The sequence below is a fragment of the Exiguobacterium acetylicum genome (assembly GCF_019890935.1).
GTDB lineage: Bacteria > Bacillota > Bacilli > Exiguobacteriales > Exiguobacteriaceae > Exiguobacterium_A > Exiguobacterium_A abrahamii.
Map to the genome: position 1 here is coordinate 2,469,859 of NZ_CP082333.1, position 13,415 is coordinate 2,483,273.

General features: G+C 48.7%; 13 protein-coding genes. All 13 read right to left on the reverse strand.

Annotated elements, in window-relative coordinates:
• Nucleotides 1-2: 2 nt before the first annotated feature.
• On the reverse strand, nt 3-1,304 hold the full coding sequence (locus K7G97_RS12840) for a bifunctional metallophosphatase/5'-nucleotidase (RefSeq protein WP_223040724.1): 1,302 nt from the start codon (nt 1,302-1,304) through the stop codon (nt 3-5).
• 21 nt (nt 1,305-1,325) lie between these two features.
• Entirely contained in the window at nt 1,326-2,168 is an 843-nt protein-coding gene (locus tag K7G97_RS12845; protein ID WP_064299457.1) for a DUF72 domain-containing protein, read from the reverse strand.
• Nucleotides 2,169-2,335: 167 nt separating this feature from the next.
• On the reverse strand, nt 2,336-3,409 hold the full coding sequence (locus K7G97_RS12850; protein ID WP_223040725.1) for an acyltransferase: 1,074 nt from the start codon (nt 3,407-3,409) through the stop codon (nt 2,336-2,338).
• 145 nt (nt 3,410-3,554) lie between these two features.
• On the reverse strand, nt 3,555-4,106 hold the full coding sequence (locus tag K7G97_RS12855; RefSeq protein WP_223040726.1) for a dihydrofolate reductase family protein: 552 nt from the start codon (nt 4,104-4,106) through the stop codon (nt 3,555-3,557).
• An 85-nt stretch (nt 4,107-4,191) separates the two neighbouring features.
• Complete coding sequence (gene sufB / locus K7G97_RS12860) at nt 4,192-5,589, reverse strand: Fe-S cluster assembly protein SufB (protein ID WP_023469154.1); 1,398 nt, start codon at nt 5,587-5,589, stop codon at nt 4,192-4,194.
• Between the two features lie 36 nt (nt 5,590-5,625).
• Nucleotides 5,626-6,060 carry a Fe-S cluster assembly sulfur transfer protein SufU gene (gene sufU, locus K7G97_RS12865; RefSeq protein WP_023469155.1) on the reverse strand — a complete coding sequence of 145 codons (435 nt, stop codon included), beginning with the start codon at nt 6,058-6,060 and terminating at the stop codon, nt 5,626-5,628.
• Nucleotides 6,050-7,273 carry a cysteine desulfurase gene (locus K7G97_RS12870; RefSeq protein WP_223040727.1) on the reverse strand — a complete coding sequence of 408 codons (1,224 nt, stop codon included), beginning with the start codon at nt 7,271-7,273 and terminating at the stop codon, nt 6,050-6,052. Before K7G97_RS12870 ends, sufU begins: the two co-directional genes overlap by 11 nt.
• 1 nt (nt 7,274) lies before the next feature.
• Complete coding sequence (gene sufD / locus K7G97_RS12875) at nt 7,275-8,552, reverse strand: Fe-S cluster assembly protein SufD (protein WP_223042039.1); 1,278 nt, start codon at nt 8,550-8,552, stop codon at nt 7,275-7,277.
• An 18-nt stretch (nt 8,553-8,570) separates the two neighbouring features.
• Entirely contained in the window at nt 8,571-9,356 is a 786-nt protein-coding gene (sufC, locus tag K7G97_RS12880; RefSeq protein ID WP_023469158.1) for a Fe-S cluster assembly ATPase SufC, read from the reverse strand.
• A 133-nt stretch (nt 9,357-9,489) separates the two neighbouring features.
• Nucleotides 9,490-10,740, reverse strand: a complete 1,251-nt coding sequence (locus K7G97_RS12885) for an MDR family MFS transporter (RefSeq protein WP_223040728.1) — start codon at nt 10,738-10,740, stop codon at nt 9,490-9,492.
• A 79-nt stretch (nt 10,741-10,819) separates the two neighbouring features.
• Nucleotides 10,820-11,653 (reverse strand): MetQ/NlpA family ABC transporter substrate-binding protein, encoded by an 834-nt coding sequence (locus K7G97_RS12890; protein WP_223040729.1) that lies wholly within the window; start codon nt 11,651-11,653, stop codon nt 10,820-10,822.
• Nucleotides 11,654-11,685: 32 nt separating this feature from the next.
• Nucleotides 11,686-12,351 (reverse strand): methionine ABC transporter permease, encoded by a 666-nt coding sequence (locus tag K7G97_RS12895; RefSeq protein WP_064299452.1) that lies wholly within the window; start codon nt 12,349-12,351, stop codon nt 11,686-11,688.
• Nucleotides 12,348-13,370: a methionine ABC transporter ATP-binding protein gene (locus tag K7G97_RS12900; RefSeq protein ID WP_023469162.1), complete on the reverse strand. Its 1,023-nt coding sequence runs from the start codon at nt 13,368-13,370 to the stop codon at nt 12,348-12,350. The genes K7G97_RS12895 and K7G97_RS12900 overlap by 4 nt, the downstream gene beginning before the upstream one ends.
• Between the last annotated feature and the right edge of the window lie 45 nt (nt 13,371-13,415).

Below are 13,415 nucleotides of genomic sequence, written 5' to 3' on the forward strand. Positions count from 1 at the left end.
AATCAGGGTTTGCGAACAGGCAATTCATTATATTCCGACTTCTCCGATAAGCGTTTGAACAACAAATCCCGTAACAATTCCGGCATAAAATATTCTTTTGGCATTTCTTTGATCGCTGGGAAGAGTGGACCGAATGTGAACATATCCGGCAAGACGACCGTATAGTTTCGCGTTGGCTCAAGCGGTTGATGTTCCGCCAAACCAGCATAATGCATCCGCCCCATCAACTTACCACGGAAACCGAGACCACGAACCTTTAGTTGTTCGAACTGATCTGTTTTGACTTCGTCGAGGAAAGTTTGGACTTCCACACCGGTCATCGTCACTTTACAAGGGTTGATCGGGTGCGGGCAGAGTCGATGTAAATCAAAGGCAGAGACAGGACCTGGTGGAAGTGACCCAAGCAGAATGCCTGCCGGGACACAAGCGATATCCGCATCACACCAGTCGCGCATCGTCTCGACAAGCAATTGTGAGAATGGCGACTCGCTGAACCAGTCATTGGCTAGACCCGATGTCTCGCCAATCGGCTCCTTCATCTGTTGTTCCGCAAGATATTGTTCCCGGTCGAGCAATTTTGCCGTCGCTTCATCCTCGGCGTAATCGTGCAAGGAGTGAAGGACCGCTTCCTTCTCGCCAGTGTCCGTATTCATATAAATTTCACCCGCATACTGACCATGTTTACCGGCTTGGGTGATTAAGACACCATTCTTAACGACACCGTCATCAAGGACATGATGCGTATGCGCACCGATGATCAAATCCAGTTCTGGAAAACGCATCGCCAGTTCTTCGTCTTGATAGAAACCAAGGTGACTTAAGCAAATCAAGACGTCGACTTCTTGGCGCAACCGCTCGATTTCACGCGCTGCGACGTCAAACGGTTCTTCGATCGTCCAACCAAGTAAACCGTATAGTTCAATATACGGTGCCGTCAGACCAAAGACGCCGACTTTGCCGGTCGGTAATTCGTGAATGACCCCTTGTTTGGCAAACGGTGCTTCTAAATTCGAGACGAGGACCGGAAAGTCCGCTTCCGTGTAGAGATTCGCTAACCAGTCATGTGGAAACGTGATGCCTTCATTGTTCCCGATCGTCACTGCGGTCGGCATCAACGCATTCAATAGATGTGTATTGATCTTTCCTTTTGTTGCTTCCGTCGCTGGATCCACACGGTCCGCATGATCGCCGAGATCAAAAACGAGCGAATCGTACGTCCGGTGTTCCTTGACGAAGGACATGTAGCGAGGCCACATATCGAAGTGTGAGTGCAAATCATTATAGTGAATGATGTGTAACTTCATGCAGAAGCCCCCCTTGATGATTTAGAACAAAGAGATTTGTCGCGGCGCGAGTTCATAGTCGAGATCGAGAATCTCGATTAATCGTTTCGCATTCGGGGCAGCATCTCCTGCTGAGTTGTTATTAAAAAAGACATAGACATCCTTTGCTTCCGCTGCAACATCGCGGACGTGACTTGCGAGTTCTTGTAGCTCGTCTTCTGAGTACCGATAGAGACAGCGGACTTTTCGCCAATCTTCGCTGCTTTGACCGGGTTTCTTTAACCAACCGGCTTTATTTCGTCCGTGGAGGCGGATGAATGCCGTCTCCTGCGTCACGACCGGTACGAATGGTACGGAACCATCTTCCGTCTGCGGTTCGTCACAAATCGTATGAATGAACTGATGTTCCTTCAGAAAACGGAGCGTTCGCTCACGATAAGCTTCCGAATACCACGATGGATTTCGGAACTCGATCGCGACCGGCAGTCCGGCAAGTGATTTTCGAATCGTTTGCAAATATTCCAAGTGCATTTTGCTGACATCGAACCAGGGCGGCAACTGCACGAGGATCGCCGCAATCTTTCCACTCTTTCGCATCGGTTCGATCGACGCGATATATTGTTCAAAAATCGGTCCGAGCGGATCTTTGTTATCCCGGTCGTGCCCACTCATCGCCCGGTGAACCTTGACAATGAAGCGAAAACCGTCCGGCGTCTCGGATGTCCATTTCTCATAGTTTCGTTCCGGTTGAATCGCATAGAATGTCGAGTCGACCTCGACCGCTGGAAAATGACCGGCATAGGCAGCCAGTTTCTCTTTACGATCTTGCGGGGTCAAGTAGAGACTATCATGATCTCCCCAGCCCGTGACACCGATATATATCATGCTCTCTTCCCCCTCGTATGTTCTATTCTACCTATTCATCATAGCATAGCAGAATCCGGGATTTCTTCTTCGATGCTTCCTAAGCAAACACTCTTTTTTCAGAAAAAAGACATCCCTCTCCTCCCTACTCATGCAGGAAGGAAAAGGATGCCTAGTCACCGTTCTCATCATGAAGCAGTAGACTGTGCCTCGACGATTTTCGGAGCAGGAGCTCTTCGTTTTGGAACCGGAACGATATAGTTTCCGTACGGCAATAAACTGATCACATAAGAGACAGAAATCGAAGCCGCAAGCGTGACGATCATCGCACAAATGAACATACTCGCAGAGTCGAAGTAAGCGAAGAGATCCGTCCGACCGATTCCGCGAATGACGAGCGGATGAATCAGGTAAATCCCCATCGAATGCGTTCCGATCGTCTGGAAGATGCGCATCGCTGTCGCATCCGTCTGGACACGGCGGAAGACGTAGTTCAAGACGACGAGGACGAACGGGATGTACACAAGGTTCGAAATGTTCGTCGACGTGTACGTCCGCTCTAGGTCGATACTGACCCAAATATCAAGGATGATCAATCCACTGATCAGCAATAAGATTGTCCGATGACGCTTTAGAATTTGTTGAATCTCTTCATAATAGACGGCATATGTAATCCCCATCATGAAATAGGCAATCCAATTGAGTAAGAAAGATCGGCTATTGACGAGTCGATCCAGAAACTCGATGTCTGTCGTTAAGCTTCCTGAAGTCAGCCAGAAGTAGTTGACGCCCATCGCCGCCACTGTCGCAACAAGCAGCAATGTTCCTTTCTTAAGTCGTGCAAGTACCGGAAATACGACATAAAACTGAAGTACCGTCAAAATGAAGTACAGATGGAAGTTTGCTGTTCCATAAAGGAAGTAATCCGATAGCGGCATACCTGGTTTTAAACTATCTTCTACATGATAACGATACACGAGGTAGATCGTGCTCCAAATCAGGTAAGGAATAAAGATTTTAGAGAAACGTGACTTGACGAATGTTCCGAAATCGAATCCTTTGCGCTGGACCATCGACATCAACAGAAACGCACTGATGATGGCAAAGATCGGCGTACCAATCCGAGAAAATTGATCGATGTAACCAATCGCTTCATTTTCGAATTCCCCTTTCGAATGATACAAACCAGCGATGACATGGACAGCGACGACCATGATTGCCGCAATCGATCGAATGACAGGAATTTCTTGATAAAATTTCATTTTTTCACACCTTAATCATGTTTATATATTTTTTCACAAAAGTTATTATAATCTATTTTCGTCCAAATTAAATGATAATATCCAAATTTTATCGGATGTAACGAAAAAGAATCCCTTTTGAAATAAGAGACTCTTTTTGTGAAGATTAGATTTTTTCGTAAGATAACGCGATACATCCGGAAGCAAAGACGCGTGTTTCGACTAACCGTAGCGTCTGTAGTTGATCAAATACCGGAAACATCCGTTTTCCACTACCGAGCAGAACGGGGTAGATCACGACATGATAGCGATCGACGAGTCCAAGTTCAATTGCTTCAGCAGCAAGTGTCGCCCCACCGATCGCAATCTGTTTTCCAGGTAAAGCTTTTAGTGTTTGAAGTTCCTCGGCAAGCGACGTAGTCGCTAGCCGCGTATTTCCTTCGACAGCGTCGAGCGTCCGCGAGAAGACGACCTTCTCAAGCGCTTGCCAGGTTTTCGCATACTCAACGATAATCGGCTCGTCTTCCTGATCCGTTGTCTCCCAGTATTGCATCATTTCGTACAAACGACGTCCGTAGACATGGGTATCGAACGCTTTCTCATAGTCATTGAAATACTGATGTAATTCCGCATCCGGTGAAGCGAAATCGATCCTGCCCGACGCATCTTCGATATAACCGTCAAGCGAGACTTGAAAGGAATAGACGATGTCACGCATAGTAACCCCTCCTTTTTCACTCTTTACCCGAATACCCATTTCATGAAAAAAACTCCCCCATCCGTAGATGAGAGAGTAAAACGAATTATCCGATTGAACCTTCCATCTCGAACTTGATGAGACGGTTCATTTCGACCGCATATTCCATTGGAAGTTCTTTCGTGAATGGCTCGATGAAGCCCATGACGATCATTTCCGTTGCTTCCTCTTGTGAAATCCCGCGGCTCATGAGGTAGAACAATTGCTCTTCCGAGACCTTCGAGACTTTCGCTTCGTGCTCGAGCGAAATGTTGTCGTTGAGGATTTCGTTGTACGGAATCGTATCCGACGTCGATTGGTTATCCATGATGAGCGTATCACATTCGATGTTCGAACGTGCACCTGTCGCTTTCCGTCCAAAGTGAACGATACCGCGGTACGTGACTTTACCACCGTGTTTTGAGATCGACTTCGAGACGATCGTCGACGACGTGTTCGGTGCTAAGTGAATCATCTTCGCACCCGCATCTTGGTGTTGACCTTTACCAGCGATTGCGATTGACAATGTCATACCGCGTGAACCTTCACCTTTGAGGATGACGGCTGGGTATTTCATCGTCAGTTTCGAACCGATGTTACCATCGACCCATTCCATCGTTGCGCCAGCTTCACAGATCGCACGCTTCGTAACGAGGTTGTAGACGTTGTTCGCCCAGTTTTGGATCGTCGTGTAACGGCAGTAAGCGTTTTTGTTGATGAAGATCTCAACGACCGCTGAGTGAAGCGAGTTCGTTGTGTAGACCGGTGCTGTACATCCTTCGACGTAGTGAACCGATGCTTCGTCATCAACGATGATCAACGTCCGCTCGAATTGACCCATGTTTTCCGAGTTGATGCGGAAGTAGGCTTGAAGCGGCGTGTCGACTTTGACACCTTTTGGTACGTAGATGAACGATCCACCTGACCAGACCGCTGTGTTCAATGCTGCGAACTTGTTGTCTGTTGGCGGGATTAATTTTCCGAAGTACTCACGGAAGATATCTTCGTTTTCTTTTAAGGCTGTATCTGTATCTTTGAAGACGACACCGATTTCTTCGAGGTCTTCTTTCATGTTGTGGTAGACAACCTCTGACTCGTACTGAGCCGAGACACCTGCCAAGTATTTTTGCTCTGCTTCTGGGATACCGAGCTTGTCAAACGTACGTTTGATTTCTTCCGGTACTTCATCCCACGATTTCTCTGCTCGTTCAGACGGCTTGACGTAGTACGTGATGTCGTCGAAGTTCAATTCTGAGAGATCGCCACCCCACGCTGGCATCGCTTGTTCGTTGAAGATCTTAAGTGATTTCAAACGGAAATCAAGCATCCATTGTGGTTCTTCCTTCATTTTCGAGATCGTTTCGACGACTTCAGTCGTCAAGCCACGTCCAGAACGGAAGATCGAGATATCGCGATCGTGGAAACCATATTTATAATCGCCAATTTCCGGCATGTTCTTTGCCATGTTCATTTCCTCCTCTTACTTGCTTGTGACCGAAGTTTACTTCCCTTCTTCTACGCCGCGTTCGAGCGCCTTCCAGGCAAGTGTCGCACATTTGATCCGTGCCGGGAATTTCGTGACACCCGAGAGTGCCTCGACGTCCCCGAGGTCGAACGATTCGTCATCATAGTCTTTTCCTTGGACCATGTCCGAAAAGATATCCGCGAGTCGTAAGGCTTCTTCGATAGTCTTACCTTTGACGAGTTGCGTCATCATTGAAGCAGACGCCATGCTGATCGAGCAGCCCTCCCCGTCAAATTTCGCATCACGGACGACATCGTCTTCAATCGCGAGCTGGAGACGAATCGTATCGCCGCACGTCGGATTGTTCATGTCGATCGTGACGCCCCCCTCGATCGCACCGCGATTTCGGGGAGTTTTATAGTGATCCATGATCACTTGACGATACAAGTGATCGAGATTGTTAAAATCCATGACTGAAATACTCCTTCGTTTGGCGAAGTCCTGTCACGAGTGCGTCAACCTCTTCTTTCGTGTTGTAGAGATAGAAGCTAGCGCGAGCCGTCGAGCTCGCTCCGAGCCAACGCATCAAGGGCTGTGCACAGTGATGACCGGCGCGAACCGCGATTCCCTGCATATCAAGGACGGTTGCGACGTCATGTGCATGGACATCACCGAGATTGAACGTGACGAGTCCAACGCGTTCTTCCGGACCGTAAATCGTGAGTCCGTCGATGTCACGCATTTGTGCCATCGCGTACTGCGCGAGTTCACGTTCGTGTGCTTCGACGTTCTCTAAACCAATCTCTTCTAAGAAATCAATCGCTGCCGATAAACCAACAGCTCCTGCGATGATCGGTGTCCCAGCTTCGAAACGATATGGAGACGGTTTGAACGTCGACTCTTCAAGACCAACGTAATCAATCATCTCACCACCGAATTCGACGGGTTCCATCGCATTGAGTAATGCCTTTTTCCCGTAAAGAACACCAACGCCTGTCGGACCACACATCTTGTGTGCGGAGAAAGCGAGGAAGTCACAGTCGAGATCCGTGACATTAATCCGTTGGTGTGGCGCACTTTGCGCAGCATCGACGACCATGATGGCACCGCGAGCGTGCGCAAGACGAGCGACTTCTTTGATCGGATTGATTGTACCGAGAACGTTTGAGACGTGTGCCATCGCGACGATCTTCGTCCGGTCAGACAGTTGTGCTTCGACCGCTTCGACCGTCACGCGACCATCCGCTGTCAAATCAACGTATTTCAACTTCGCTTTTTTGCGTTTAGCGACTTGTTGCCACGGAATGAGATTCGCATGGTGTTCGAGGTATGTGACGACGATTTCGTCGCCTTCTTCGACATGCTCCATACCGTAGCTTGACGCGACGATGTTGATCGCCGTCGTCGTGCCGCGGGTAAAGATAATTTCTTCATGGTGTTGCGCCTGGATGAAACGACGAACGTTCTCACGCGCACCTTCGTACGCATCCGTCGCTCGTGTTCCGAGCGTATGGACGCCACGGTGCACATTCGAATGAATCGTCTTATAGTAGTCGTCAATCGCGTTGATGACGACGAGCGGCTTCTGCGACGAGGCCGCACTATCGAGATAGACGAGTTTCCGGTCGTTGACCTGTTGGTCGAGGATCGGAAACTGATTGCGGATGGATGCATCGATTCCCATATTAGTTTACTTTCCCTTCGATGACTTGAACGAGACGTTCTTTCACCGAGTCAATCGCAAGTTCCGAGACGACTGGCTGGAGGAATCCGTGAACGACGAGGCGTTCTGCTTCCTTCCGTGAAAGGCCACGGCTCATCAAGTAGTAGAGTTGTAGTTCATCGACACGACCGACAGATGCCGCGTGTCCTGCCATGACGTCATCCTCATCGATCAAGAGGATTGGGTTCGCATCACCACGTGCCTTTTCAGACAACATGAGGACACGTTCCGTTTGAACGCCGTTTGATTTCGAAGCGCCGTGATGGATCATCGACGTTCCGTTGAAGATCGATGTTGCTGCGTCTTTTTGGACACCGTGGATCAAGATGAAACCTTCTGATCCTTTACCGAAGTGGTCCGTCCGGACGTTGAAGTTTTGTTTTTGCTCTCCACGACCGACCGTAACGGCTTTCGTATCTGAGAACGAATCGTTTCCGACGAGGTGTGTTTTTGTTTCTGTAACCGTGTGACCGTCATTCATGTGACCGAGTGCCCATTCGAGCTTCGCGCCTTGTTTGACGACACCACGACGGTTCATATACGTGATGGCACCTTTCGATAACGTATCGACACCACCGAAGAGGACTTTTGCGTTGTCTTCAACGAAGACTTCTGTGACGACGTTAACGTTATGCGCTTCATCACCATAAGAAACGAAGTTTTCGATATACGTCAATTCGCTGTCGGCGTCTGCGACGATGATCGCGTGATGGTAAAGCGCTGCGCTTGATTGCTCAAGCGTGTAAATCGCTTGCATCGGTACAGAAAGCTTAACGCCTTTTGGTACATAAAGGAACGTACCGCCGTTACGAAGTGCTGCGTTTAATGCCGCAAGACGATCTTCGTTAACTTGAACACCTTCCGTCATGAAGTACTTCTCGACGAGTTCTGGGTGTTGTTTTAATGCGTCTTCGAGCGTCGTGAAGATGACGCCGTTCGCCGCTTCACTGTTTTGCGCGTGGACGAGTTGTCCGTTACGCGTGACGAGCATGTGATCACGGTTTTCGCCGATCAATGCTTCGATATCTGAAGAAAGACCAGTGACGGTTTCGAGTTCCGTCGTACCTTCTGTGAAGTTCCAGCCTTCGATCTTGATTTTTTCTACTTTTGGCAATGCGAGCGTTGGGGCAAGATCAAGCGCGTCTTGACGCTTTGCGACCATCCAAGATGGTTCCCCTAAGCGAGTCGCACGTTCTGCCACTGCCTCGCGATTTACTGCAAGATTCAGTTCTACAGTCATCATGCTTCCTCCCTCGTCTTACGCTTTTGTTTCGATTTCGACGTCTTCGATGCCGAGTTCTTTTTTAACCCAGTCATAACCTTCTGCTTCGAGACGGTGTGCGAGTTCTTTACCACCAGACATGACGATTTTTCCGCCCATCATGATGTGGATGAAGTCTGGCTCGATATAGTTCAAGAGACGTTGGTAGTGCGTGATGATCAAGCAGCCGAATTCAGGTGAACGCATTTCGTTGACACCTTTTGCAACGACTTTCAATGCATCGATATCAAGACCTGAATCGATTTCATCAAGAATCGCGATCGCTGGTTTAAGCATCATCATCTGAAGAATTTCGTTACGTTTCTTTTCTCCACCAGAGAAACCTTCGTTGAGGTAACGGTGTGCCATTTCTGAAGGCATCTCGAGAAGACCCATTTGTGAATCAAGCTCACGGATGAACTTCATGAGTGAGATTTCATCGCCTTCTTCACGGCGCGAGTTGATCGCTGAACGAAGGAAGTCGGAGTTCGTGACACCACTGATTTCGCTTGGGTACTGCATTGCGAGGAACATTCCCGCTTGTGCGCGCTCATCGACTTCCATGTCGAGGACGTCTTCGCCGTCGAGTGTGACTGAACCAGATGTCACTTCGTACGATGGGTGACCCATCAATGCTGATGCGAGTGTTGATTTACCTGTCCCGTTTGGTCCCATGACCGCGTGGATTTCCCCGCCTTTGATTTCCAAGTTGACGCCTTTCAAGATTTCCTTGCCGTCGATTGCGACGTGTAGATCTTCAATCTTCAAGTGTGAAGCCTTCATGTTAGAATCCCTCCATCTATTCATTTCGTGACTGACGATTCAGAACACGAGCGTTACCAATTTAGTATCATTCTAATCTTAAAGAAACATCGCGTATTATTCAAGCGTCATCGCTCGTTGATTTTTCTCAAAATCATGCGTTTTGTTGAGAATCATTCGAAAGTTTCACCGGTTCCTCGAGTTCCTCGATCGTCGAAGCCCGATGAATCCGTTGTGACAGTAAGAGCAGTGGTATTCCGAATAATGTCAAGCCCGCTAATATCCCGAAAATCGGTAACGGACGGTCCGCTCCATATAAACTTAACAAATGTCCTCCGGCGATCGGACCGATTGATTGTCCGATCGACGTCAAGCCCATCGCCCCGAAATAACTGCCCCGTAATTCTGGTTTGGCAAACCGATCGGTCAAGATGTCGGTCATCGTGAACATCATGACTTCCCCGCACGTGAAGATGAACATCGCGACGATCATCAACCAGATCGCGTTCGCATTTCCCATGATGAACAATCCGATCGCAACAGTCGCAATCCCGGTCGTGATCGAGACGAGCGGTGACGTCTTCATACCAAACTTCATGATCGGATATTGGACGATTAAGACAGTGATCGCATTGATCGTGATCAAAATCGCATAGAGTGTCTTCCCGCCTTCAAGCAGTGACGTTTCCGTCAAGAACTGTGGCAAGGTCGAGTTGAACTGACTGTAGCCGAAAACCCCGAAGATGATGCCGGCGAGTGCCAGCGTAAAAGCGATATCCGTCCGCAACAGACGAACCGTTGCTCCAAACGACACCTTTTTCCCACCATGCGTCTCGGTAATCGGATGGCGTTTGAATAAGATACCGATCATCACCCCGTACACGATATAGACGAATGCCGTGATGTAAAACGTCGCGGACGTGTTCCCCGCACTCAGCAGTAAAGCGATTCCCGGTCCGATCGCTGCTGCGATGTTGATCATCGCGTAACGGATATTGAAGACGAACAACCGGTTCGCTTCATCCGTCGTATCACTGATCAAGGCACGAGCAGATGGCTCGAAGATTGAGCGACAGACCCCGTTCAAGGCACTGAGCGTAAAGAATGCCCAGAACGTCTCGACTTGTGCCAGCGCAATGAAGACGATCGCGAATCCAATCGTTCCGGCAAGCATCATCGCCCGGCGACCATACCGATCCGACAAGGTACCACCGATGAAACTCATAATGAGGCTGGCGATCGCTGAGATACTGAGGACCCAGCCGACATCGACCGGATCAAACTTCAGGACGGTCGTCATGTAGATGGCGAAGAACGGCATCGTGATGAACGTTCCGAGACGCGAGAAAAACGTCCCGAACAAGACCCCGAGTGTCAACGGATGCAGTTGACGAATGCGTTGCATATGATTCCCCCTAACCCCTGTTTCAGACAAATGAAAAGCATCCTTCCATTATATAGGAAGGATGCCGGTTTCGGTGAACTTATTTGCTGACTGGAACGACCGCACCTTTGTACTTGTCGAGGATCCAATCTTGGTTTTTCTTTTCGTGCAGAACGTCAAGAAGTGCTGTGACACGCTTGTCTTTTTCATCGCCGTCACGTGTAACGATGATGTTGACGTATGGTGACGACTCATCTTCTGAAGCGATCGCGTCTTTCAACGGGTTCAGACCGTTATCGATCGCATAGTTCGTGTTGATGAGGACGGCGTCGCCTTCATTGTTTTTGTAAGCTTGCGGAAGCAGTGATGCTTCGATGTTCGTCTTGAACTTAAGTTTCTTCGGGTTCTCTGCGATATCACCGAGTTGTGCATCTGTCGTTTTACCGTCTTTGAGTTTAATCAATCCTTCGTTTTGAAGGAACGTCAAGACACGACCGCGTTCCGCGACGTTTGAGCTCGTCAGGATCGTTGCACCGTTTGGTAACTTATCGAGTGACTTGTATTTCTTCGAGTAGATACCGAGTGGTTCAACGTGAACGCCACCTGCGTTCGCGAACTTATACGATTTGTTTTCTTTCTCTTGTTGCTCAAGATACGGTACGTGCTGGAAGTAGTTCGCATCGATTTCTTTCGCTGCGAGTGCTTTGTTCGGAAGTACGTAATCTTGGAACTTCTTGATTTCAAGCTTGTAACCTTTTGCTTCATATTCTTTTTTAACGTGCTGAAGAATCTCAGCGTGCGGTACGTTTGAAGCACCGATGACAAGTGTTTTGTCGTCGCTACCTGATCCTGATGATTTTTCGCCACATGCAGCAAGGCTGATTGCTAAGACGGATACAGCGGCAGTACCTACGAATTTTTTCCAAACTTTCATGAATGATTCCTCCAATATGATTAAGTTTTGAATTAACGTTTATCGATCGCACGGATCAGCAAATCACCAATGATTTGGATGACGAAGACGATCGCTAAGATTAAGAGTGTCGCAATGACGATGACATCGTTTTGAGAACGCTGGAATCCTTCGATGAAGGCCATGTCCCCAAGTCCACCTCCGCCGACTACTCCGGCCATTGCCGTATAACCGACAAGTGAGACGAGTGTGACCGTGATACCAGAAACGATGGCAGGCAACGCTTCCGGGATTAAGACTTTATAGATGATTTGGAACTTCGTCGCCCCCATCGATTCAGCTGCCTCGATGACACCTTTATCGACTTCACGTAACGCGAGTTCAACCATCCGACCGTAAAATGGTGCAGCACCGAAAATCAGTGCCGGTAATGCTGCCGTTGGTCCGAGGAACGAACCGACGATCGCTGTCGTAAATGGAATCAATAAGATCAGTAAGATGATGAACGGAATCGAACGGAAGACGTTGACGATCAAGCTCAACACTGAATAAAACGCCCGATTCTTGAACAATAACTCTTCGTTTGTCGCATACAATAGCAAACCAATGATCAAACCGAGAACGAATGTCGAAACACCAGCGATTGCCGTCATATAGACGGTACTGCCTGTCGCTTCCCACACCATGTCCCAGTCTAGGTTGTCAAAGAATGAAATCATCGGTGATCCACCTCCACTTCAACATCACTGGCTTGAAGCTTCGTGATGACCGCTTGTGTTGCTTCTGTTTCCCCGATCAACTGAATGAACAGTGTACCGAGTGCCCCTTCCTGTGATTGACCGACGTTTCCGCCGATGATATTGAACAGGACCGGCGAATCCTTCATGACTTCCGCGAGGATCGGGCTTTCCGCTGTAGATCCGACGAACGTCAACTGAACGATTTTTCCGGTTGGGTACCGTTCGCGTAGTTTCGCGAACGTCAACTCGTTTTCCGACGGCGACGTCAATTGTTTGACGAACTCCTTCGTCATCGCTTGCTTCGGATGACGGAAGACTTCTGCGACCGGTCCTTGCTCGACGATTTTACCGGCTTCCATGACGGCGACCCGGTGACAGATTTTTTGAATGACGTGCATCTCATGTGTGATCAAGACGATCGTCAGTTTCAATTTTTCATTGATGTCGACGAGTAACTCAAGGATTGAGTCCGTCGTCTTCGGATCGAGTGCACTCGTTGCCTCGTCACATAAGAGAACATCCGGGTTCGATGCCAGTGCCCGAGCGATACCGACACGTTGCTTTTGACCACCGGATAATTGCGACGGATAGGCTTTTTCGCGTCCATCCAAACCAACGAGTTGGATCAGTTCCGCAACCCGTTCCTTACGGTGTGCTTTCGGGAAGCCACCGAGTTCGAGTGGGAACATGATGTTCTCTTCAACCGTCCGTGACCATAGTAAGTTGAAGTGCTGAAAGACCATCGAGACATTCTTGCGGACGCCTCGTAATTCCTTAGGTTTGAGTGATGTCATTTCAACACCATCGATTTGGATCGAACCACTCGTTGGTGCCTCGAGCATATTCAGCAATCGGATCAAGGTCGATTTCCCTGCTCCGGAATAACCGATTATTCCAAAAATTTCACCGCGCTCGATTGTCAGATCGACATTCGCGACGGCTTCGACCGCTCCGCGCTTTGAGCGATAAATCTTTCCTACGTCTTGTAAACGAATCACAACTGTCCCTCCTAAAATAAAAAAAGTGCGCGCGTTTTAGAGCAA

Coding starts and splice junctions, on each gene's coding strand:
- K7G97_RS12840 (WP_223040724.1), bottom strand. CDS start 1,304: ATGAAGTTACACATCATTCACTATAATGATTTGCACTCACACTTCGAT.
- K7G97_RS12845 (WP_064299457.1), bottom strand. CDS start 2,168: ATGATATATATCGGTGTCACGGGCTGGGGAGATCATGATAGTCTCTAC.
- K7G97_RS12850 (WP_223040725.1), bottom strand. CDS start 3,409: ATGAAATTTTATCAAGAAATTCCTGTCATTCGATCGATTGCGGCAATC.
- K7G97_RS12855 (WP_223040726.1), bottom strand. CDS start 4,106: ATGCGTGACATCGTCTATTCCTTTCAAGTCTCGCTTGACGGTTATATC.
- sufB (WP_023469154.1), bottom strand. CDS start 5,589: ATGGCAAAGAACATGCCGGAAATTGGCGATTATAAATATGGTTTCCAC.
- sufU (WP_023469155.1), bottom strand. CDS start 6,060: ATGGATTTTAACAATCTCGATCACTTGTATCGTCAAGTGATCATGGAT.
- K7G97_RS12870 (WP_223040727.1), bottom strand. CDS start 7,273: ATGGGAATCGATGCATCCATCCGCAATCAGTTTCCGATCCTCGACCAA.
- sufD (WP_223042039.1), bottom strand. CDS start 8,552: ATGACTGTAGAACTGAATCTTGCAGTAAATCGCGAGGCAGTGGCAGAA.
- sufC (WP_023469158.1), bottom strand. CDS start 9,356: ATGAAGGCTTCACACTTGAAGATTGAAGATCTACACGTCGCAATCGAC.
- K7G97_RS12885 (WP_223040728.1), bottom strand. CDS start 10,740: ATGCAACGCATTCGTCAACTGCATCCGTTGACACTCGGGGTCTTGTTC.
- K7G97_RS12890 (WP_223040729.1), bottom strand. CDS start 11,653: ATGAAAGTTTGGAAAAAATTCGTAGGTACTGCCGCTGTATCCGTCTTA.
- K7G97_RS12895 (WP_064299452.1), bottom strand. CDS start 12,351: ATGATTTCATTCTTTGACAACCTAGACTGGGACATGGTGTGGGAAGCG.